Origin of the sequence: Kineothrix alysoides (genome assembly GCF_000732725.1) — a bacterium.
GTDB classification, from domain to species: domain Bacteria; phylum Bacillota; class Clostridia; order Lachnospirales; family Lachnospiraceae; genus Kineothrix; species Kineothrix alysoides.
The window spans coordinates 1,400,419-1,423,558 of the sequence record NZ_JPNB01000001.1; the positions used below are offsets into that span (position 1 = coordinate 1,400,419).

At 36.6% G+C, this 23,140-nt stretch carries 22 protein-coding genes; 10 read left to right on the forward strand and 12 right to left on the reverse strand.

Features of this window, described 5'->3' with window-relative positions; all coding sequences use genetic code 11:
* The first annotated feature begins 29 nt into the window (after nucleotides 1-29).
* The 6 genes from CC90_RS0106590 (at nucleotide 30) to CC90_RS0106615 (ending at nucleotide 8,425) form a co-directional block, all read left to right on the forward strand.
* Nucleotides 30-794 (forward strand): DUF2087 domain-containing protein, encoded by a 765-nt coding sequence (locus CC90_RS0106590; protein ID WP_031390003.1) that lies wholly within the window; start codon nucleotides 30-32, stop codon nucleotides 792-794.
* A gap of 218 nt (nucleotides 795-1,012) precedes the next feature.
* On the forward strand, nucleotides 1,013-2,479 hold the full coding sequence (locus CC90_RS0106595) for an NADP-dependent glyceraldehyde-3-phosphate dehydrogenase (protein WP_031390004.1): 1,467 nt from the start codon (nucleotides 1,013-1,015) through the stop codon (nucleotides 2,477-2,479).
* 205 nt (nucleotides 2,480-2,684) lie between these two features.
* Entirely contained in the window at nucleotides 2,685-6,173 is a 3,489-nt protein-coding gene (locus tag CC90_RS0106600; RefSeq protein ID WP_051869315.1) for an AAA family ATPase, read from the forward strand.
* A gap of 23 nt (nucleotides 6,174-6,196) precedes the next feature.
* Nucleotides 6,197-6,736 (forward strand): hypothetical protein, encoded by a 540-nt coding sequence (locus CC90_RS0106605; RefSeq protein ID WP_031390006.1) that lies wholly within the window; start codon nucleotides 6,197-6,199, stop codon nucleotides 6,734-6,736.
* Nucleotides 6,733-7,260: a hypothetical protein gene (locus CC90_RS0106610; RefSeq protein WP_031390007.1), complete on the forward strand. Its 528-nt coding sequence runs from the start codon at nucleotides 6,733-6,735 to the stop codon at nucleotides 7,258-7,260. The genes CC90_RS0106605 and CC90_RS0106610 overlap by 4 nt, the downstream gene beginning before the upstream one ends.
* A 22-nt stretch (nucleotides 7,261-7,282) precedes the next feature.
* Nucleotides 7,283-8,425, forward strand: a complete 1,143-nt coding sequence (locus tag CC90_RS0106615; RefSeq protein ID WP_031390008.1) for a hypothetical protein — start codon at nucleotides 7,283-7,285, stop codon at nucleotides 8,423-8,425.
* An 81-nt stretch (nucleotides 8,426-8,506) separates the two neighbouring features.
* On the opposite strand, the gene CC90_RS0106620 is transcribed toward CC90_RS0106615, so the two are convergent.
* The 3 genes from CC90_RS0106620 to CC90_RS0106630 all read right to left on the reverse strand — a co-directional run bounded on the left by CC90_RS0106620 (nucleotide 8,507) and on the right by CC90_RS0106630 (nucleotide 10,602).
* The gene (locus CC90_RS0106620) at nucleotides 8,507-8,740 is read right to left on the reverse strand and encodes a hypothetical protein (RefSeq protein WP_031390009.1); all 234 of its coding nucleotides are present in this window, start codon (nucleotides 8,738-8,740) and stop codon (nucleotides 8,507-8,509) included.
* 74 nt (nucleotides 8,741-8,814) lie between these two features.
* Nucleotides 8,815-9,261, reverse strand: coding sequence for a D-aminoacyl-tRNA deacylase (gene dtd, locus CC90_RS0106625; protein ID WP_031390010.1), 447 nt, complete (start codon nucleotides 9,259-9,261; stop codon nucleotides 8,815-8,817).
* A 3-nt stretch (nucleotides 9,262-9,264) separates the two neighbouring features.
* Entirely contained in the window at nucleotides 9,265-10,602 is a 1,338-nt protein-coding gene (locus tag CC90_RS0106630) for an AI-2E family transporter (protein WP_031390011.1), read from the reverse strand.
* 210 nt (nucleotides 10,603-10,812) lie between these two features.
* Between CC90_RS0106630 and CC90_RS0106635 the strand changes: the two genes are divergently transcribed.
* Nucleotides 10,813-11,532: a tRNA 2-thiocytidine biosynthesis TtcA family protein gene (locus CC90_RS0106635; protein ID WP_031390012.1), complete on the forward strand. Its 720-nt coding sequence runs from the start codon at nucleotides 10,813-10,815 to the stop codon at nucleotides 11,530-11,532.
* 1 nt (nucleotide 11,533) lies between these two features.
* Nucleotides 11,534-12,586 carry a tyrosine-type recombinase/integrase gene (locus CC90_RS0106640; RefSeq protein WP_031390013.1) on the forward strand — a complete coding sequence of 351 codons (1,053 nt, stop codon included), beginning with the start codon at nucleotides 11,534-11,536 and terminating at the stop codon, nucleotides 12,584-12,586.
* 95 nt (nucleotides 12,587-12,681) lie between these two features.
* Here CC90_RS0106640 and CC90_RS0106645 read toward each other — a convergent pair whose 3' ends face one another.
* The 8 genes from CC90_RS0106645 to CC90_RS22185 form a co-directional block, all read right to left on the reverse strand.
* The gene (locus tag CC90_RS0106645; RefSeq protein WP_031390014.1) at nucleotides 12,682-13,488 is read right to left on the reverse strand and encodes an MBL fold metallo-hydrolase; all 807 of its coding nucleotides are present in this window, start codon (nucleotides 13,486-13,488) and stop codon (nucleotides 12,682-12,684) included.
* 320 nt (nucleotides 13,489-13,808) lie between these two features.
* Nucleotides 13,809-14,510 carry a hypothetical protein gene (locus CC90_RS0106655; RefSeq protein WP_198528774.1) on the reverse strand — a complete coding sequence of 234 codons (702 nt, stop codon included), beginning with the start codon at nucleotides 14,508-14,510 and terminating at the stop codon, nucleotides 13,809-13,811.
* 457 nt (nucleotides 14,511-14,967) lie between these two features.
* The gene (locus CC90_RS0106665; protein ID WP_031390016.1) at nucleotides 14,968-15,672 is read right to left on the reverse strand and encodes a hypothetical protein; all 705 of its coding nucleotides are present in this window, start codon (nucleotides 15,670-15,672) and stop codon (nucleotides 14,968-14,970) included.
* A 122-nt stretch (nucleotides 15,673-15,794) separates the two neighbouring features.
* Nucleotides 15,795-17,072: a hypothetical protein gene (locus tag CC90_RS0106670; protein ID WP_031390017.1), complete on the reverse strand. Its 1,278-nt coding sequence runs from the start codon at nucleotides 17,070-17,072 to the stop codon at nucleotides 15,795-15,797.
* A gap of 337 nt (nucleotides 17,073-17,409) precedes the next feature.
* Nucleotides 17,410-18,126: an ABC transporter permease gene (locus CC90_RS0106675; RefSeq protein ID WP_031390018.1), complete on the reverse strand. Its 717-nt coding sequence runs from the start codon at nucleotides 18,124-18,126 to the stop codon at nucleotides 17,410-17,412.
* A complete protein-coding gene (locus CC90_RS0106680; protein WP_031390019.1) occupies nucleotides 18,123-18,938 on the reverse strand; it encodes an ABC transporter ATP-binding protein in 816 nt (271 codons plus the stop codon). Before CC90_RS0106680 ends, CC90_RS0106675 begins: the two co-directional genes overlap by 4 nt.
* Nucleotides 18,935-19,735, reverse strand: a complete 801-nt coding sequence (locus tag CC90_RS0106685) for a MerR family transcriptional regulator (RefSeq protein WP_031390020.1) — start codon at nucleotides 19,733-19,735, stop codon at nucleotides 18,935-18,937. The genes CC90_RS0106680 and CC90_RS0106685 overlap by 4 nt, the downstream gene beginning before the upstream one ends.
* Before the next feature lie 343 nt (nucleotides 19,736-20,078).
* Complete coding sequence (locus CC90_RS22185) at nucleotides 20,079-20,450, reverse strand: LysM peptidoglycan-binding domain-containing protein (protein ID WP_035315216.1); 372 nt, start codon at nucleotides 20,448-20,450, stop codon at nucleotides 20,079-20,081.
* Nucleotides 20,451-20,752: 302 nt separating this feature from the next.
* Here CC90_RS22185 and lexA point away from each other — a divergent pair, with 302 nt between their 5' ends.
* Entirely contained in the window at nucleotides 20,753-21,370 is a 618-nt protein-coding gene (gene lexA, locus CC90_RS0106695) for a transcriptional repressor LexA (protein WP_031390022.1), read from the forward strand.
* 304 nt (nucleotides 21,371-21,674) lie between these two features.
* Nucleotides 21,675-22,442 (forward strand): GNAT family N-acetyltransferase, encoded by a 768-nt coding sequence (locus CC90_RS0106700; RefSeq protein ID WP_031390023.1) that lies wholly within the window; start codon nucleotides 21,675-21,677, stop codon nucleotides 22,440-22,442.
* A 65-nt stretch (nucleotides 22,443-22,507) separates the two neighbouring features.
* Here the strand turns inward: CC90_RS0106700 and CC90_RS0106705 are convergent, their stop codons facing one another.
* Nucleotides 22,508-23,134, reverse strand: a complete 627-nt coding sequence (locus CC90_RS0106705) for a cytidylate kinase-like family protein (RefSeq protein WP_031390024.1) — start codon at nucleotides 23,132-23,134, stop codon at nucleotides 22,508-22,510.
* Nucleotides 23,135-23,140 lie beyond the last annotated feature (6 nt).

Sequence of the window (23,140 nt, forward strand, 5' to 3'; positions counted from 1 at the left end):
AAATATGAAGTATAGGAGGAACGCAAGCAGTGGAAGAAAAGTATTTTATCTGGAATTCAAGCATAGGAGAGCTTGTTTCAGGTTATAAGGAAGAGAGCGATTTCTACACATGTACTCTGTGCGGCAGAAAATTTAAGAAGGGTTCAATTTTTACGATAAACGAGAATTTATATGATGCCTTCGGTGCAGTTAATGAGCATCGCGCAGCAGAGCACGGATTTACAGTAGATTATATATTGGAGCAAAACCCTTCCTTTAGTGGAATATCGGAGGTACAGCAGCAAATATTGAAATTGATGTCTGAAGGAAAAAACGATAAAGTGATTTCTCAAAGCATCGGAATAGCCCAGTCTACCGTAAGAAATCATCGTTTTAAGCTAAGGGAAAAGGAAAAACAGGCGAAAGTATTTCTTGCCCTTATGGACTCACTGGAAGAGAAAACGAATCGTTCTATCAATCAAGCAGACATTGGTATCATAGAAGAGCTTCACACGTCTGCAACGATGATTGATGACAGGTATAATATTACAGATGTGGAGAGAGAAAAGACAATTAGGGCTTATATGGATGAAAACGGCTCTGTCAAGCAATTCCCGGCAAAGGAAAAAAAGAAGATTATTGTGCTAAGAGAAATTGCAAATAACTTTAAGCCGGAGCAGGAATACAGTGAAGTCGAGGTAAACAGAATCCTGGAAAGAATTTACGATGATTTTTCGACGATACGGCGGGCATTAATAGAATATGGATTTATGGACCGGTCGGCTGACTGCAGCGTGTATCGGGTAAGAGGCTAAGCAAATGTTAAGGCAGTCCGACTTCTTAATGAAGCTCAAACTTGATTGAATTAGCGGGAAAATGCTTGCCTCCAACCTTAAGACGTTATAGTAGCTTTTTGATACTATATTACTAATTAGTGCCTTATTGACATAAATTAGCCATATGTTAGAATAGCATTTAACTATTAACATATTCACTTATAGTTTTTTGCAAGGTGAAGGACAGGAGGAAAAAAATGATGACTTTAATCAAGGATGATAATAATCGATATAGAAATCTCATAAATGGTGAATGGGTCAATAGTAAAAACAGCACTTATATTACTGTGACGTCTCCTATTGATAATTCAGTTATCGGAAATGTACCCGCAATGACGAAAGACGAGGTGGATTTAGCGGTACAGGCTGCAAAAGAAGCGCAGAAGAGCTGGAAGAGTGTAACAATCGGTGAAAAAGCAGAAGTTTTATATCGCGCGGCCGATATTTTGTTGAAAAACAAAGAGGAATTAGCCGGCCTCATGGTAAGAGAAATAGCAAAAGACAGAAAGAGCGGCCTTTCCGAAGTGGAAAGAACGGCCGATTTCATTAAATTTACAGCAGATACGGCAAAGAACATTTCAGGCGAAAGTATTCCGGGAGATAGTTTTCCGGGTGGAAAAACGAATAAAGTTTCTATTGTAAGAAGAGAACCCCTAGGGGTTGTTTTAGCAATTTCTCCATTTAATTATCCTGTGAATTTAGCTGCATCTAAGATTGCGCCAGGATTAATGGCAGGAAATTCGGTAATTTTAAAGCCGGCAACGCAAGGCAGCTTATGCGGACTATATTTAGCAAGAGTTTTTCAGGAAGCAGGAGTTCCTAACGGAGTTTTAAATACTGTTACCGGAAAAGGTAGTGAAATAGGAGATTATATTACTACTCATCCGGGAATTAATTTTATTAATTTTACTGGCAGTACAGAAGTTGGGCAGCATATTTCACATATAACTAATATGGTACCGCTGCTTATGGAGCTTGGTGGGAAGGATGCTGCTATTGTGTTGGAAGATGCGGATTTAGAGCTGACAGCCAATAATATTGTTTCAGGAGGATATTCTTATTCCGGACAAAGATGTACTGCAGTTAAGCGAATTTTAGCAGTAGATCAAATAGCAGATCAATTGGTAGAAAAGATACTATCTAAAATGGAAAAGTTAACTTATGGAAATCCGTTAGAAAAGGATGTTGATATCGTGCCCTTAATCAGTTCAAAGGCGGCCGATTTTGTATGTGAACTGATGGATGATGCGAGAGAAAAAGGTGCTAAGCTGTTGGTTGGAGGAGATAGGGAAGGAAATATAATCCATCCGACTTTGTTCGATTATGTTACGACTGACATGAGAATTGCCTGGGAAGAGCCGTTTGGGCCAGTGCTCCCGATTATACGTGTGAAAAATAAAGATGAGGCAATAGAGATAGCAAATGCATCCGAATACGGACTTCAATCCGCAGTATTTACACAGAATATCAATGACGCCTTTTATGTGGCAGATAGATTAGAGGTAGGCACTGTTCAAGTGAATAACAAAACGGAAAGAGGTCCTGATCACTTCCCGTTTCTTGGAGTAAAAGCTTCCGGAATAGGTACTCAGGGAATTCGTTATTCGATTGAGTCTATGTCCAGACCTAAGGTAACTGTTATTAATTTGTCACATCACGAATAGGATATTATAAGAACAAAAAAGTAAGCTACAGTTTGACCTCGTTCAATTCTGCGGCTTATTTTTTTATCTGGCAACGGAATAGTATTCAATAGACTGCCAATGAACTTACTTAAAAATCGTTGAGTTGGTATAATAAATATGGTAAAATAAGACATTAGATTTCCCATGGATATTAAATCTTTGATTAAGAGCGGAGTGAATAACAGTGGTAAAATATCAGAGTGGAGAAAATGAAAAGGCTTCATTATTGACAAAATGGGGATTAAGAAAACAAAAGCAGTCTGACTTAAACCTGGAAGGAACATTAGCGAAAAGAGAAAAGCGAAAGGCTCCGCGGATTGAGTTAGTAAATAATATTTTTGACAAAATAGAAAATGAAATTGTTGAATATGTTATTGGACAGGGAAACTATCTTAAAAAGCTGTGTATTGCTTTTAAGAGACCTTTTGTTGTAGATAATGAAAAGAGTTATAAGAATTTTCTTATTGTTTTGGGGCCTGGCGGAACGGGTAAGAAATATTCCGTTCGTATAATGGCTAAATTTCTATCAATACACGGGCTGATTCCGAATTCGTCGATATATAGACTCGACCTTTCAACCTATGATAATGAAAAAAATACGGATAAATTGTTTTTACCAGATTTGCATAAAGCCTTTCATAGTGATTCTTCTATTGTAATATTAGAAAACTTTGATCGTGCAGACAGCAAAGCAATCGATTACTTGTGCAAATTAGTTGAAAAGGGAACAATAAGGGTAGATAAGCGCTTTTCGTGGAAAAGTGGTGAAATGCAGGATGTGACCGGGGCATATATATCAAATACACATGACGATATCAGCGCAAATGGAAAATATGTAATTCTTGTAGCAGACAGGGATTTGTCGTATGTGTCAAAGGTTTTTCCTAATTTTATATTAGAAAAGATCGTCGATATCTTGTGTACACAGAGATTGTCGCTTGCCGAACTGACTATAATTGCAGAATCGATGCTTGAAGATTTTTCGAACAAATTAACTATGAATGTTAACTTGTTCGTAAATTATTCTAATATAGCATCTCAATTATGTGAGATTATTAATATGACAAAAGGTGCACACGACTTGGAGAATGTAATTGAGAAATCTCTATATAATCCAATGCTTGAGAAATCACTTTCAGGCGAGTTTCATCCTGGTACAGTAGTAACACTTGAAATTATAGACGGGATACTCTTTGGTAATAATGTTATGATTTCTGAAGTATATACCGGAAAAAATGAAGAAGCTCTCATTAAAATTAAACAGGAATTGGATTGTATTATAGGATTAATTGCTGTAAAGGAATTTGTTATCAAACTTGATGAATATATAACGTTTGAAAGGAAGAGAAACAAAACTGAAGATGCAAAAATATCGCTGAACATGGTCTTTTGTGGTAATCCAGGAACCGGAAAAACAACAGTAGCCAGAATTATAGCCAAATATTTAAGAGAATTAGGGTATTTATCAAGCGGACATCTTGTGGAAGTGAGCAGGGACGAGCTGGTTGGTCAATACATAGGAGAGACTGCGCAAAAGACAGCAAATAAAATTAAAGAGGCTCTGGGAGGAGTTCTTTTTATAGATGAAGCATATTCTTTGTCAAGGAATAAACAAGATATATATGGAATTGAAGTGATAGATACTCTGGTAAAGTATATGGAGGATTATAGGGATGATTTGGTTGTAATTCTGGCTGGATATACCGAAGAAATGCAATACTTTATGTCTTCAAATCCAGGACTGAAATCCCGTTTTAAGTATACTGTGGATTTTCAGGATTATACATCTGCCGAGTTGTTACAAATTGCCGAGCAGATGGCAAATAAGCAAGGATATCAACTGGAATCTGATTGTAAAAAAGAACTGTTATTATATTTTGACAAGAAACAAATACCGGGGAAAAAAGATAGCGGCAATGGACGAATGGTTCGAAATATGGTTGAAATTGCTATGACCAATTATGTACATAGAATTACGGCAGAATTGGAAAACGATTCGGATAATGAAAATAGTATGCTTTTAAAAACAGTTGATTTTGAGATTTATGACAATGCTTCTTTTGATCTGGAATCAGAATTAGAAAAAATTATAGGGCTTGATAATATTAAGAAGCTCATTCGAAATTTACAGGTACAGTTGCTATTTGACCGAAAGAGGAGAGAAGCAGGATTTGATATTGATTCAAAGCAGTCGTTAAACATGGTATTTGTAGGTAACCCGGGTACCGGGAAAACCTATATTGCCAGAACGGTGGCTAAGTTGCTTAAAAATCTCAACGTTTTGAAAACCGACCAATTTATCGAGACAGATAGAAATGGTTTGGTGGCACAATATGCCGGGCAATCATCACAAAAAACACAAGAAATATTTATGTCGGCATTAGGAGGCGTATTATTTATTGACGAAGCCTATTCATTGTCCAGTACTAATAGCTTTGATAGGGAGGCAATAGATACTTTAGTAAAATTGATTGAAGATAATGCGGGGAATATTGTAGTAATCATTGCGGGGTACAAGAAAGAAATGGCCAGATTTATGATGAATAATTCCGGGCTTAGTTCCAGATTCAATTTAACATTTGACTTTCCTGATTATACTACGGAAGAATTATATTCTATTTTAAAAAAACAGGCTGTTGATAAAGGTTTTGTTATAGATGAAGGTGCTTCTAATACCATACATGAGACACTTGAGATTAAGAGCGCAGAACAGGAATACAGCGGAAACGGTCGATTGGTAAGGAACTTGCTGGAGGAGGCAATCAGGAGACAAACCGAAAGATTAGCAAGCTATAAGAGTGATGAGGATAATAAAAATGAAATGATTTTACTTAGAGCGGAAGATTTCTTAGTAGATTCAAAGTATATGTTCAAAGATTTTGACTTAGAAAAAAAACTTGCATCCATTGTGGGATTAGAAAGTGTAAAAGATTATCTTAGGAGTCTTTATAGTATGTTACGAGTACAAAAGGCTCGAAAGGAAATAGGTATTGAGGATAGTGGCACCCAAACACTGCATATGATTTACTGTGGAAACCCTGGAACGGGAAAAACAACAATTGCACGACTTGTTGGAGAAATACTCTATGAAATGGGTATATTGGCAAATAGAAATTTCATCGAAACGGACCGGGCCGGGCTTGTTGCAGGATACGTAGGGCAAACAGCCATAAAAACGAAAGAAGTTATTAAACAAGCGTTAGATGGGGTATTGTTCATTGATGAAGCATATTCATTATCCAATGATGCATCTAATGGCGGATTTGGTAAAGAGGCAATTGATACTTTGGTAAAGGATATGGATGATAATAGGGAACGATTAGTTGTAATTCTTGCAGGATATAAGGATGATATGGAGAAATTTCTCGATACGAATCCCGGACTTGCATCTCGCTTTTCAAATGTATTAGAGTTTGAGAATTATTCTCCTGAGGAATTACTGGATATTATCTCTTGTATGTATAAGGACAAGAATTTCTTGCTTGGGGATGGAACCAGTGAAAAGCTAATAAAGCATTTTACTGTGGTAAAACAAGAGAAGAACTTTGGGAATGGCAGATATGCAAGAAATCTCTGTGAGAGATCTATCAGGAACCTTTCCTTGAGAATAAGCAGAACCGGCGATTTTTCTAAAGAGGCCTTAACAACAATTCTTCCGGAAGATATTGCCTAAAATAACTATTGAGGTAAGAAAATATGAAGCAATTCAATAAGCTGTCAGATAAGGAAATTTTATCTACATATGTAGAACATAATAATTCAAATTCTTCTCAACGAAAGGGAAGCACAAAAGTATTTCTTATATTAGGAATATTATTAGGACTGTCAGTTACTGCAATAACGGTGTTTTGCCTGTTGCATAAAACTGAAGATGATTTGATAGGTACATGGGTACGTGAACCGGATGATACTGATTATGCAGGAATGAAGGTAGAAATAAGAAACAATAATAATGGTATTTATGAAGGCGTTATTGTCTATTCTCCAAGCACTGATTTTCCGGAAGGTGAAGTAAAATGGATAAATATTAAAAAAGAATCTGCATCAAGGTTTTCCTTTTATGACCTGGGAATCTATTGGAAGATTGATTTTAATACTATGCAACGCAACACTACAAATCATAAGAGAGCATCCGTGATGAATTTATCTTTGAATGGTGAGGAAATGTCAATTAATGTTGTCCAGCAAATGGCTGATGGTACCGGCAGGAATCAACATTGGAGGAAAGAGAAATGAATTTGCAGATTAACCAAACTAATGAGGAAGAGCAACTATACGGACAACCGCGTATGAGCGGACAGAATGATAAGTTTGAAATAAAGAGGCCAGATATAAAAAATAAACTACCCAAGATTGTTATATACATTATTTGTATCTTTTTTCTGTCGGCAATTATCTGCTTATCTACATTGAATAAGTCTACTCATGATTTAGAAGGAATATGGATACGTTTGCCGGATGATACATCTTTTGAAAATATGAAGGTGGAGATAAGAAACGACAATGGTATTTTAGAAGCCGAGATATGTGCGGCGCCGGATGGAAGCTCAAGAGCCTTCCAAGTTGGTCAGATAAAATGGAATGACATGAAAAAAAACGGGTTAACTACCTTTACATTTTATGATTTAAATGAAAAGAATAGCGGAAAGGCATCAGGGAGTATATTAATGTCGAATGATAAAAAGACAATATACATATCTCATTCCATTAATCAAGGCCCGGGACGCGGTGATTATCAAATTTGGAAAAAAGTAAAATAGATGAATTTATGAGGGATGATAGATGAAGAAGATTGATGAATTGGAAAAGCTTGAAGTAAATAAAAAAACGATGGATATTTCATCTAAAAGAATGGATAAGAAATTTATTCGATTGGGGATTAAAGCTGCTGTAATTATTCTTGGTTCCATTTTTATCGGAATAATCATTGCTAATATTGTGAATACACAACAAATAAAAAAACATCAAGTATTAATGACAGATAATATGACGAATGATTATTCTTTATTTCAGTTGCTTGCTGACGCTAGTGCTAATGATTCAATTACTATCGAAGCATCAACATCTGTAAGCGGAATAAAAGAAGAGAAAAATAGTAATATAAAAAGCAGTTCGAAGGATGAAGATGCTGATTCTTTCAAAGCAGTAAAGGCAGAATTCACAGGTGGTAATCTGCCCAATGAAATATCCGTCGAATGTACCGGCTATGAATTGACTTCATATGATATGAGCTTCCATATTTTATTTACTAATTCAGGAGATAAAGATTTTAATCTGGAATATTATTATCAAAGTACAATAAATGGCTTAAAAATATATATGGATAAATATAGAACTAAAATAAGCGGAGATCTGGATGCTGGAAAAAGCGTTCTGTTAACAGCATCTTACCCAAGAGAAGTGTTGGATATGGCGGGCTTTACATCAATAGATACATTGGAGTTTACATTTGGGGATGGAAATGAAGGAGAACATAGTGTAGCTCACTTTACTGGACTGAATGCCGCAATGGATGAATCTAATAATAATGTTGAAACGATTATCGCACAATTATCTTGTGAAAATGATGAAGTACCTGCAGGAATATCAGTGTCATATAAAGGGTATGAATTAAATAGCAGCAGCATTAATCTTTATTTCTTGTTTTCAAATGAAGGGAGTGAAGATTTTGCCATACTTTATTATCTTCAGAGTACACTAAATAATTTTGAAGTAAAAATGGATAAATATTCATCCGGGCTGAGCGGAAGTCTGGATGCAGGAAAAAGTATAATGCTGACGGCGCAATACTCACTGGAAGAATTAAATGCGGCACGTATCGAAGTAATTGATGAATTGGAATTCCAATTCGAAGATGAAAATGTAGGGGAAATAATTACGGCTAATTTTACTAACATGAATGTGCCGCTAGACAAGAACGAATAGGTGTAGCATTATAATTATGGAGATTTCAAATACTTCTGAACGAAGGATTAACTATTCGCAAAAGACAAGTTTAACGAATAGTTAGTCCTCTTTTTCACGGACGTCCTCCGTGCTGTTATATTTGGTCACATAATTGTTATATTCCAAGGATTTACGGCGTTTTTCAATCGCCTCACGGTGTTCTCTGTATGTTCTGTGCTGGCCTCCGATGTTCATATCGTCTATTTTCTTTCTATTGCGTTTTGCTCTTTTAGAATATACAAGTACATACATTATAATAACAAGGCCTGCAATTAATAATGCGGTAGACATCATATCAAAACCTCCTTTTCATTATGAAAGCTTTTTTGCTTATGAATGCTCTTTGCTCGTGAGTTTTTTTACTTATTTTATAATTCCTCTGAATCTAATATTATGGTAAAAGGCCCATCGTTTACGAGGGAAACTTTCATGTCAGCACCGAATTCTCCTGACTGTACGTTGGCAATTTTTTCCCTGCATCTTTTCAAAATATATTCATATAGATTATTTGCCATTTCAGGCGCACCTGCACGAATAAAGGAAGGTCTGTTTCCTTTTTTGCAATCTGCATATAATGTAAATTGTGAAATAATTAACATTTCCCCATCGACTGTTTTTATATCTAAATTGCTCTTTCCGTTTTCATCTTCAAAAATCCGCAGACCAATTAGTTTGCAGACCATTTTATCCGCAATTTCTTCTGTATCCGACTGGCTGACGCCTGCAAAAACGAGAAACCCCTCTTCTATTTTTCCAATTATCTTGTTTTCCACTTCTACTTCGGCTCTTTTAACCCTTTGCACAATAAAACGCATGATTTAATCTTCCTTCTTAACTTCATCTTTAAGCTCACTTTTCTCAGCCTGAGCTTTGCCTTTGTCGCTGTGCTGCTCGGACTTTGAATAATCGCTCTTCTCTGGCTCATAAGGAATGAAAACCCCGTCTTCAATGGAACCTACATCCATATAATCATTGGTCTTAACCGGCATTTTCTTTTTAAGGAGCATCTGGTTAATCAAAGAACGTATAGCCGCATAGATGATTGCAAAAATAGGCACGCCTGCAATCATGCCAAGAATTCCGAACATTCCGCCGAATAAGGTAATGGAAAAGATTACCCAGAAACCGGATAAACCAGTGGAATCGCCCAGGATTTTAGGTTCCAGTATATTTCCGTCAATTTGCTGCAGAATCAGGATGAATATGATGAAATAAAGGCACTGCAGCGGATTTACCATTAAAATCAACAGCGCGCTGGGAATTGCCCCCAAATATGGACCAAAAAAGGGGATAATATTCGTAGTTCCAATAATTACGCTGATTAAAACGGAATATGGCGTTCCCATTAAGGTCGTCCCCGCAAAGCATACCAGACCTACCATAACGGAATCGATAATCTTACCGACAATATATCCGCTGAAGGTCTTGTGAGTAAAACGCACATCGGCGATTACTGCGTTGGCCGTCTTAGTTTCGAACAGCGCATAGGCTATCTTCTTTGCTTGTCCTGCAAACAGTTCCTTGCTGTATAAAATGTATATGGAAATAATAAAGCCGATGATTAAATTCCATAACTGCATTAAAAAGCCCAAAAAGCTTAAAGAAATGCTTTTTAGAATCCCGTTCATTTGAGGAAGCAGATTATGATTCAAGTAATTAGTCATTTCCTCCGAATATTGATTGAACAAATCCGTAACTACTTTTTCGATATCAGGATTATCGGCCAAAAGCTTGGTTGTCCAAATGGTGAGATTATTGATATAAATAGGAAACTGAAAAATAATACTTTGGATACTTCGTATCAACTGTGGGATGACCATTGCGAAAAATCCATATAAGACCACGGTGACCATACTTACCGTAATCAGAATGGAAAGTCCTCTGACTCTCTTTGAATTCTTTTTGTTTATATTAATTTTGCATTTGCTGCATAAAGGAATAATTATTTTTCTCTCTATCGCATTTAAAACGGGGGTCAATAAATATGCCAAAAGAAAACCATCCAGAACAGGCATTGCTATTCGGGCAACGGTGTGAAAACCGATTGAGATATTCGCACCATGGAACAATAAATAATAGAAACAAATGGCGGCAGCGATGACGATAAATGCCGTTATCCCCCAATAAAAGTACTTTTTATCAATACGAAATTTCATGAATCTCTATTTTTACTCCTTCTTAGACCGTACTAATTTTTCACAATATCGATCATATTAATTCGGCATATTAATTTTCTTTGAAATTGATACTATAATTATACCATTAATCCGTCAGGATGTATCGTCAAATCTAAAAAAATAGGTAAATTAGATGAAATCGCGGAAAAAAATGATATAATACTATTAAATTCACAAGGAGCATAGAACATGAGATTACAGCAAGTATTGAGCTTAGTGAGAAAAGCCGCAGACGACTATGAAATGATTCAGGATAACGATAAAATTGCGGTGGGGATTTCCGGGGGAAAGGATAGCCTTACCTTATTACATGCATTAAACGGCCTCAGGCGCTTTTATCCGAAGCATTTTGAGCTTCATGCCGTCACGGTGGATTTGGGCTTTGAAAACCTGAATTTGGAGGAAATTAAAGCACTTTGCGAAAGCTTAGACGTAGAATACAGCGTCATACATACGGATATTGCCAAAATCGTATTTGAAGAACGAAAGGAATCCAATCCTTGCTCTCTGTGTGCCAAAATGAGAAAGGGTGCCTTGAACGATGCGATAAAACAGGCAGGCTACAACAAAGTTGCTTATGCCCATCATAAGGATGATGTAGTAGAGACCATGTTGCTGTCTCTTATTTTTGAAGGGAGACTGCATACTTTTAATCCGGTCACTCATTTGGACCGTACGGGACTTACAGTAATAAGACCACTGATTTATATGAATGAAGCAGATGTTATCGGTTTTGTGAACAAACATCAGATTCCCGTCGTTAAGAGTCCCTGCCCTATGGACGGCCACACGAAAAGGGAATATATCAAAAATTTGCTGAAGCAGCTAAACTATGAGAACCCCGGCGTAAAAGAAAGAATGTTTACTGCCATACAAAATGGAAATATGAAAGGGTGGCCGGTTTTATAATATGGAAAACAAAAGGAATTATCACGACGAACAAAATAAATTGAATACCACTCGTATGAGAAATGTTCTTTCGGAGCTGCCGCCCTTCTGCAAACAATTTTTTAGGGGAATCGAAAACAATACCTCCTCGAAGACAAGGCTTGCATACGCGTATGACCTGCGGGTTTTCTTCGAGTATATGCACGAGAAGAACAGTTATTGCAATAAAATGGAAATTAAGGACTTTCCGCTTTCTATGCTGGACGACATTACCAGGGAAGATATAGAGGAATATATGGAATACATAAGCTTCTATCAAAAGGACGATAAGGAAATAACGAACGAGGAACGTGGAAAGGCGCGTAAGCTCGCCTCTTTAAGAAGCTTTTACAATTATTTCTATCAGTCTGAGCTCATACGGAATAATCCGGCGGTTCTCGTTCCCATGCCCAAGCTTCATGAAAAGGAAATCATACGTCTCGATGCGGACGAAGTAGCGGTGCTGCTGGATCAGGTGGAGGATGGAACCAAACTTACCAAGAGTCAATTAAAATACCATGAAAAGACAAAGGTAAGGGACACTGCCCTGCTCACTCTCCTGCTCGGCACAGGCATTCGTGTGTCTGAGTGCGTGGGCCTCGATTTGGAGGACATCGACTTTAAAAATAATGGTATTAAGATCCGTCGGAAAGGCGGCTACGAAACAGTCGTTTATTTCGGAGACGAGGTAGAGGAAGCGCTTAGAAGCTATTTAGGGCAAAGACATCATACTATTCCATTATCCGGCCATGAAAATGCCTTGTTTCTCTCCATGCAAAACCGCAGAATCAGCGTCCGCGCTGTCGAAAATCTGGTTAAAAAATATGCTTCTACGGTAACAACACTTAAGAAGATAACGCCGCATAAGCTTCGAAGTACCTATGGAACCTCTCTTTACCGTGAAACCGGAGATATTTATCTCGTAGCCGATGTTCTTGGCCATAAAGACGTTAATACGACGCGGAAGCATTATGCAGCACTGGAGGACGAGCGCAGGCGTAAGGCAGCGAAAGCTGTTAAATTGAGGGAACCATGATTTTATTCTGAGTAAAAAGTTCTTATTTTAACGGTCATTACTAATGCTGTTCGGCATAGAAAGGGACAGCATTGATTAATTCGTTTAACTTTTTGCTACACACTTATTGTAAGACCGACACCGACTTCATATATGGGAATGTAATTATTTATTTCAGCTTTAACCTTAAAGGAAACACAATGACATGGGTATAATTCACTAATGTTGTTATCAAGAAAGTACTGAATGGTACTGTTTAATTGAGTATCAATATTAAATAAATGGAAACCTCCGATTACTCCTAAAACTTTTTGATTATCACACACTCTCTTTGCATATTCAATGATATTGCAAATGCCGCTATGGGAGCATCCGGTTATAATAAAGAGTCCATTTTTACCTTCATAAACTAAAGCGGAATCATCCAGGACATAATCGTCATACAGAGCACTGCCGACTTTTTGTTTTCCTATTGGTTTGCGTATTTCAAAAGGGCACAAATCCGGTACTTCCCCTAAAAATATAATATTCTCACTTATTTGAATAGGTATCTTCGAGTAGGATAAAGTGCAAATTTTATTTACCATTTCTTCCGTCAAATTAGAACTGATACATTCCTTATCCTCTCTTTTTTCCTTAAAAGCATCCGGATGAGCAATAAGTTCAACATGTGATAAATCGTACTGATTACTTAAGTGCAGAAAACCACCGGTATGATCATTATGTCCATGCGAAAATACTATTTTAGAGATTTTTCCCAAATCAATATGAAGTTTATTTGCATTGTGAATGAGAATGTCAGAATATCCTACATCAAATAATATCCGTTCTTTTCCGTCTTCTATGTAATAGCTAACAGCAGGCTCGCCTATGAAATACTGATCGATCAATGTATTATTATCTACTAATACTGTTAAGTTCACATTATCCTCCTTATGAATCTTCTCCAAACGCTTAATGCACCGCAGACTTCCTAAAAATTGGAGATTGTAAACCTATATTTTGAGTATCTCATTTAACCTCTATTTTGTATATATTAGAATCCTCACCTTTCACATCTTTCATAATCTGAAAAAATGAATATCCATATTTTTCGTACAATCCGGTTTCTCCGGTGGAAATATAAATCTGGTTAGCTCCATTTTTTCTCCCTACAAATTCTAATTTTCCTAAGGCCAACATCAGTTTTATCTTTATCTGATTACTTATAACATCACATTTCTTAATTTTTAGCCGTTATGCCTTAACCAAGTAATACTGAAAAATATGGTTCTTTTCTTTCTAAATGCTCCCTGCCATATTTGCTGATTTTATAAACGCTACCATCTATTAACTCATAAGATATTTTATTTAGTTCCTTTTCAGAATTATTATAAGAATACCAACTCAATTTAACCATTTTTGCTTGCTTAATGCTAAATTCCTTGTCTGTATTGATCATTCCTAATGGTTCAAAAACTAGCAGACGTTCCCACTCATCAAAGACAATCTCTAACACATCATCTTGATAAGAATAATTCTTAATTCTGTGGAAATTATCCCATGGCTTTCCAAACCAGTCGCCAAAGAAACAAAGAGAGCCGCCTTGTTTTCTTATTTTAAAGGAATTTAAATCCTTGTTTTTTGTCGTTGGTATTAGTATTTTCCTCATTATTTTGCTTGCCTCATGTAAGGCTTCCAAATAACTTTCTTTTAGTTTTATTTGCTGATTGTCTGACTCAATTTTCAATAAATATTCATTTTTATTGTTTGCGGTAACAGTTCCAATAGAATCCTCTCCAAGGAAAATGGAGCATGGAGTTACCGGTCCATATCCGTATTCACACTCCAAGAATATTTCTCTCTTACATTCTGGACAAAATACTATAAAATTCGCACAAGGCATATATGAAACTTTACAGTCACAATACTTACATTCAATTGTATGCATATTCATTTTTCTCAACCATCTCTCATTAAATTTGATTAATCTGTTATTTATTGTTTTAATAATTTTCATAAGTATAATGGAAAAAATAAAATTTGATCATAAATCAATAAATTTTTGCTACTACTACCGATATGCTTTCATGATATCTGATAAGGGTTTTGAAGCATTTCTATGCATAAGATAATTGTCCCTACCCCATATCTCAACGGTGCTAGATACCATAAATTTTCATCAATAAGAATTGTTCCCCAAAATCAAATTTGGCATAGAACGCCAGAAACCAACAACATGTCCGATTTTATAATCAAATATAAAATAACTGTTATAGTATATACTAAAACATCTACGATACCTAATATTGCAATTTTATTTTTCATTCTTGTTCTCCATTTCTTTAGAAGTGGACTTTATCAAAAATTATCAGTATTTATAAAGGATCATAGGCATAAAAATGAAATCAAAAATAAATATTTTATATCTTTTTATCGATATTGGCAATTCTTATTCCCAGCTTTTTGTTTAGTATATTTTGTTTTTCTTGTATCTCCTCAAGGCCTTTCATTGCATATTGCCTTACGCCATTTGGAGTTCTTTCATCATTAATTACTTGGCTGGCTGAAGCAATTCTCCTATAGTTATCCGCTGATTCGCCAAGCTGTCTGGCTATATGCGCCTCTTCTTCCCTTTCATCTTGTTTACCGGCAAGAGCTAAATCATAAAGAGTTTCTATAGCCCCAAAAATATCAAAGAGGGGTGGCGAATTATAACTTAATGATGTGACTTTAATAGCATCATCGTCTTTGAAATCTATTATTGGTGTAAAAGTATCTCCTTTCCAAAAAAATACTATTGGTCTGCTATAATTAAAAATAATATGCCAAAAAGCTTCGGGATTATTTTCTTTTGTAGCTAGTTTTATGTAGTTTTCCTCTTTGTATTCGAACAATTCTTTGATGGACTTTTTCGGAAAGAGCATTACCGATTTCTTGGCTACTACGAACTGGGAATCAACTGCTCCTTTTTGCAAAAGCTCACATATTTTTGTGATTATTAGAATTTTATTATAATTATTACAAGTCTCATCAATATATCGATTAATAGACCACATTGGAAACTCTTCAGCTTTATCACCTATTAATTTAATAGTACCAAGTTCTTTGCTTTCAAATTCTATCAATTTATTATTCCTCCTATCATATTTTATTAGATTTTTTGTAAAACAAGCCATGAAATACCGATGCAAAGGAATGTATGCAGGCATGTCTGCAATTTTTGTCTGATTCGTATGGAAAACTAATCCTATTCCGCTGGAATGTTGGTATAATAGTCATTTCCAACCTTAAGAAGTTCGATTGTATTCTTGGTAGCAGCGATATACTTGGAAATGCTATTAACAGACGAATCTAATAGTTCTGTATCCCCCAAGTGTTCCAAATATTGTTTCAGACTCTCGATTTTTTCTTTTTTGTTTTCTTTACGTTTTTCATTAAAAATTTCATCGACATATTGGGCAGCATTAACTCCAAATGGTGTTCTGGTAACTACAGTTAGAGTAACACCCGCTACTACATCAGCAGCAATTTGAATTGGGTTTCTTTTATTTAATGCATTATTTGAATCCAGATATAGCATCATCTCATCCCTGCATAAAGAAAAATCATCTTTATACTGGTTTACGATTCCTTTAAGGTGTTCATGAACAACCTTAAAATAGTCGGCATCAGGTGTATCTATCAGATAAAGTTCCATAAGATTTGCCATGCAATACGCTAATGTTGCGCACCGATACTGAGTCATATAATTTCCGATATCATTTATAATTTCCCCAATCTTTTTATCCTTATCTTTCTTATCAGCGGCTTGCCTAACACTTTCTGCTTGCTTTTGATAAAAGTTGATAAATCCCTGCGTCTGCGTTTGGATTAATTTGAGCTGCGTTATCGTAGGATTTTTTTGACTCTCATCGTCTTTGATGGAGGGAATACAGTTATTAACTTTTTCGAGTGTCTGAAAATCAGCCTTAAGTTTACTTTGTTTATCCGCATCAAGAAATTGCTCAATTCGATTCAAACCATCTTTGATATCTGACAACTTTTTATTAACCTGTGCCATAAAATATTGCCCGGTAACAAAAGATACGGTATTAAAAATATTTAAAGCCACCTGTGGTGCTGCCGAAACAGACAGTGTTGCACTATTCTCAATAAATTCTGCTTGCCCGGCCACCTTATTTGTTACTTGATTTAGCTCCGTGCCTCGAAAAGCACCAGCTGTTTGTTTTGATTTGGCCAAAATCGTACCGGGATCCAAGATTACCCGGTAAGTTCCTTCTACTGCCTCCTTGAATGCAACCTGAACTGCTCCATTGTTGATATGCGAAACAGCAAGTTGTGGTACATATTGAAATATCTGCGTTACGTGTCCAAGAGCCTCGCTTGGCAATTTCCTGTAGCCTTTTGCTTCCAGTTCAACCGGAAGCAATTTTTTTTCGTGATATATCTCAATTCCATATTCATCCTTTAGACAGAGTTGTAACTCCTCTGAATCTTTTTTCTTCCTATTTCCGAATAAATTCATATTGCCTCCGTTGGGGAAATTACATTATTCTATAATTTTACACTGCATTATTGATAAACTAAGAAAAAATCCGCCCAGACATAATCATAGACGGATTTCTATTATTTAAGATATCAAATTCAAATATAAAGTAAAGTTCTTGAATCATGTATCCCCCTTACATAGTTGTCAGAATTTATTATATTATATCATAAGAGATAAAAATAAGGTATTATTATTAATTTTTATTCAATATATATTTTCTTTACTCATACCTATTTAAAAGAGATACTTACTCATTTCAATCAAAAATGTGCTCTATGGTTTGACTTCGTTTCTGATACTTTTCTTTTAATTCTCAAGTCTTTTGCAGTCTTTTCAACAGAAAAATGCATACTATAATCGAGCCAAATAGGATGGCCGCCAAAGGCCACAAGCTGCCAAAATAAAAAGTGTCGTCAGTCATCATTTTATATCCCCAAGTCGCAGGGAATATTTTTCCTGCTATCTTAAAAAAAACGGGTAATAAATCAACAGGGAGCATAATCCCTGACAGCATAATAGACGGTAAAAATATTACTTGTGAGATCATGGTAAGTTTTGCTTGATTTTTTACTGATAGTCCCAAAACACATCCAATACTTAATGATACTGCAATAAAAGCTGCCAGTGAGACAAAATATAACGGCAAACTTGCTGGTAGTGCCGCATCAAAAGCAATAGGAGCAACAATATATATTATAGTGCACATGATCAATATATGAATAAATGCTGATAAGAACATCGAAACCATACCAAGATACAACGGCACCCCATTGGCCTTGTATACTTTCTTTATATCGCTTCCATAAATCTCTACAAGGGAAGGCGGTAAGCCCACCAGTGCTCCGGTTGATACCCCCAGCACGGTCATGGATTGTATAAGCGTATACTTGGCTCCCGGATTTATGGATGTGAATATTCCGCCCATAACAGCAAAGAATAAAAGAGGAACCACATAACAAGTAACCAACAGTGATTTACTTCGTATATCCAGTTTCCATTGTAATACTACTCCGTACATAAACGCACTCATTTGCTATTCCCCCTTGCTATGTCGATAAAATGCTGTTCAAGCGTTCCCTTGTCTATTTTGATATCCAGTACATTAATTCCCCGCTGCTTGAAATCTTCAAGTAAAGTCAGCATAGTATTTCCTATGTTATCGGATTCAAAACTTTTATCACCTTGCTCAGTTTTAATGTGAAGGGTATAACGTTTGCGGATTTTTGAGGTTAATTCCGCAACAGTACCCATAAAAACAATATTACCATCATTCAGAATGGCGATGCGGTCACATAGGCTTTCAACCTCTGCCATATCGTGGCTGGCTAAAATGATTGTCTTTCCCCGTTCTTTTAATTTACGTATTTGGTCATGAAGCGATATTCTGCCCTCCACATCAAGCCCGGCAGTGGGCTCATCCAGAAACACAATATCCGGGTTGCTGATTAAGGCAAGAGCAAGATGCAAACGCCGCTTTTGCCCTGTTGACATATCTGTGTACATTTTTTTCTTCAGCTCATTGATCCCAAGAGCTTCGAGCATAGAATAGTCTATGTTTGTTTTATTCCATTTTGCAAATAATCTCACAGCTTCCATCGGTTTGATATGGTCAGGGAGAGATGCCGATTGCAGTTGAATGCCCATTCTGCCATTTACCACAATACTGCCGCTGTCATACTTTCGTAAACTCTCAATACATTCAAGGGCTGTGGTCTTGCCTGCGCCGTTTACACCGAGCAATGCGAAGATTTCACCTTTTTTAACATCAAAATTTAATTCCTTCAATACTGTATGATCGCCATAATTTTTCTTTAACCTGTTAATTTGTATGGCATAACTCATTTTGCCCCCTCCTCTAGCGGATTATAATCCAATGCTGTAAAATAGGCTCCCAAAGCAGGTTCAATAAAAGCGCTGGCAGACGCTTGTCTTTGTTTCCATTCGTTGTCGGGGCCATTAAGGTTCTCAGTTTCCATAAGTTTAGAAAGCATATTCATATCTCCGCCCGTAAAGCCCATAAGCATTTCCCAAAACTCTTTGGCAAAGTTTTGCCCCTTCTCGCTTTCAGGCGGTACACCATCTTTTTGAAGCCGTATTGCTTCATCCTGCAAGCGTGTGAAGGTCTCCGCCATCGCAGAGCCGCTATCCACATCGAAGTGATTTCTAAAGTGATCAAGGGTCTCATCATCGAAATGTTTAATAAGCCAGTAGAATTCATTTTTCATTTGCAGATTCACGATAATGTCAGCATATTTCTTAAAATCTACCGATTTCATTTGCAATACTTCTGCTCGCAGAGTTTCTATCTCTTTTAGGGATTTTGACAGAGCTTCCAGATTCCTCCTTATATCGTCAGCTTGTTCTGTAAGCGCGTTTGCAACATCGGTAGGAGAATCCAGTGAGATTAGGCGATTTTTAATGTCATCCAATGAAAATCCCAGATGTTTCAGTGACAGAATTTGATACAGTTTAATTACATCCTTGTCGGTATAAAGCCTGCGGCCCCCTTCACTCTCCGACGATGGGGAAAGAAGACCTTCTTTGTCATAGTATTGCAAAGTGCGGGCGGTAACACCCATTTTCCTTCCGACCTCGCCAACCGTCATATATCCTTCCGGTATCGCTTTATGTTTTTCCATATTTACACCTCCTGTCTACATTATAATTCATTACCTTACGTCACATACAAGATGTTTTATGTTTTTATTGTATTTTTTTATGTAATTTCTAATTCTAATTCTATGCTATGCATTTTTTTGAAAGACAAAAATGTGCTTCGTACACTTTCGCAGCCAAGCAACAGTAATGTCTTTCCTATAATATAAAAAAACCCTTTCATTAGATTTTTTGTCTAATAAATAGAGTTTTTCATTTGACATGACGCTTTTTTTATTGGAAGATTATTCTTGAAATATTATATAATTATCAGTATTTACTTTTTTCAATGATTTGTTTCAGCATTATATAAAGCACTCTTATATATTATAGGGAACCATTAATAAACTCCGCAGAATAGTAAGGAATGATAAGATAATTTCCAGCAACAATTTTATCATCGCGCAGACCATTTATCTTTATCAATTCATTTACATAGCTTTCCGCTGATGCATAATTGTCATCCATGTACGCAGAAGCGATGGATATTAGCGTATCACCGCGTTGTATAATGATACTTTTGTAATATTTATATTCAATATCGTCAGAACCAGACTTCGCGTTGGATAAAAAAACATTGACCCCAAAGGATAAAGTTGCTACGAGAAAAAATGTCATTGCAAATAAAAACATATTCTTTCTTCGCTGACGTTTCCTTCTCAGTTTATTGTTTAAAATTCTTCTTTCGCTTTTACCCATTTGCAACCACGCTCCTTTCGCGCTTCTTATTGGGAACCTAAAATCATATGCTATATGTAAGTTATCTTTACATAGGCCCTGTCAAAACCTTTGATAGAGTTCAGTGCGAACAAACGTTTCAAACATTTGTTCTATAAATGGATTATACCGAACAGATATTCTGGTGTCAAGCCTTTTATGCAAAAAATCGAACAAATATTTGGAATATATGTTTGCTTTTTTGATTTTCTTATGCTATACTGAATTCAATTAAATAAATTTTATCGATAAAGATACTATTTCGAAGAAACGGGAGGTCCAATATGGGGTATGGTAAGATTACAAATAAGCAAAAAGAAATTTTAGAATATATAAAGGAAATCATTTTAACTAGAGGTTATCCTCCGGCTGTTCGTGAGATTTGTGAAGCGGTCAACTTGAAGTCTACTTCATCGGTACACTCTCACTTGGAAACCTTGGAGAAGAATGGATACATTAGAAGAGACCCTACGAAACCGCGTGCAATTGAGATATGTGATGATAGTTTCCAAATGGTTCGGACTGAAATGGTCAGCCTTCCGATTATCGGTCAGGTGGCGGCGGGACAGCCGATTTTAGCGGAGGAAAATATCGAGAGTTACTTTCCCGTTCCGGCGGAACTCGTACCCTCTGGAGAGTCGTTTGTCTTAAGGGTAAAAGGAGATTCCATGATAAATGTAGGCATTTACAACGGTGACCAGATTTTTGTCAATGCCTGCAATTCTGCTTCAAACGGCGAAATGATTGTGGCTCTTGTAGAGGATTCTGCTACTGTTAAGACCTTTTACAAGGAAGACGGTCATATCCGTTTACAGCCGGAGAATGACTTTATGGATCCCATTATTGTAGATGATTGTCAGATTTTAGGTAAGGTATTCGGCGTGTTCCGTTTGATGAAATAAAAAGTCGATAATAAAAGTTAAAAATAAAAAACGTTTTGTGCCGGTGACAGTGCCTTCACAAGACGTTTTTATTTTTGTGTTTATGTATCAACCTTGTGAATATGCTGCGCTGCGGCACAAACAATCCGTGAAGAAGACTCAGAGAGGCTTCTTCCGTGTGAAACTATAGAAATTCTTAGATGATGTACCTTATCAGCTTAGAATTTCTTTTCACACTTGGCACCATAGAAAAACAATAAAAAATATGGTACGATATTATTCAGAAAGCAACGATGCATTTAACATTATACGAAAGGAAGCAATTATGACAAATAATGAAATAATGAAAATTGCAATGCAGCAATCGGCAATAGACAGCTGCTGTCAAGCCGATGATTTTCTCTGTACAGATAATAAGGTCGTAATTTCCGGAAAACAAGCCGCCGCCAGAAGATATTTAGAACTGCCCTTTTATTGTGATTTAACTTCATATGGAAATAATATTGTTGCCTCCGTATCGGCAGAACTGGTCGATATTGTAAGGAATTATATAGATAAATATCCTATCGAACATTGTTTTGAAACGCCAAATCTACTCACCTTAATGGAAAATCTTAAACCATTTGACTTAAATATTTGTTTTATGGCAGAGTACTTTTTGCCGGATATGAATAGTATCAAGCCAATTGCATGTAAATACCACTTAAAGATCATGCATCCAAATGATTTTGCCGTCTGCTATTTACCGGAATGGAGTAATGCGCTTTGTGAAAATCGTAAGCATCTGGATGTATTAGCCGTAGGCGCATTCGAAAACGAAAAGCTGGTTGGTCTTGCCGGATGTTCGGCAGACTGCGATACCATGTGGCAAATAGGCGTTGACGTGCTGCCGGAGTACAGACGCCAAGGAATAGCGTCATCTCTAACCAGTACCCTCGCAACGGAAATCCTTAATCGAAAAAAGGTTCCCTTCTACTGCTGTGCATGGTCGAACATAAAATCAGCCGGAAATGCAATAAAGAGCGGATTTCTACCGGCATGGGTACAAATTACCGCAAAGAAAAAGGACTTTATTGACAATATGAACAAATAAACTAAAACAGGGCAAGATTAAAATAAATCCTGCCCTGACATTAACCTATAAACTCTCAGTTCCTATCAGTCATGGAACCTCACATTGATATACGACTTTATCTCCTCCACACAGCGATCGAAGCCTAATTTAGAGCTATCCAGACATAAATCATAGTTTCTGGCATCCGTCCACTCTCTTCCCGTGTAATACTTATAGTATTCTGCTCTGCTTTTATCAATTTTGGCGATATATTTTTCCAGCTCTTTAGATGACATGCTGACTTTTTTGGCGGCCTGTTCCATACAGTAATCCTTCGGAGCATGGATAAAGACGCTAAGTACATTGTCATTGTCCTTTAACACGTAATCGGCGCAGCGCCCGATTATGACGCAGGATTCGTCTTGTGCAAGCTGCTTGACAATCTTCGCCTGATAGTTAAATAAATTGTTATCCGAGATGAAATCGTCGCTTTCCGGAGGAATCAATTGTCCGGTATACACGCTTTTGACTATCCTTAGCAGGTTTGTCATTTTTACTTTTTCATCGGCATTGACAAAGAGCCTTTCATTTATTCCGCTTTCCTCGGAAGCCAGCTTAAGCAGCTCCCTATCGTAATAGTGGACGTTTAAATCTTTGGACAGCATTTCCCCTATGGTACGTCCGCCGCTCCCATACTGTCTTGCAATTGTTATAACCACTTTATTATTCATAGCCTG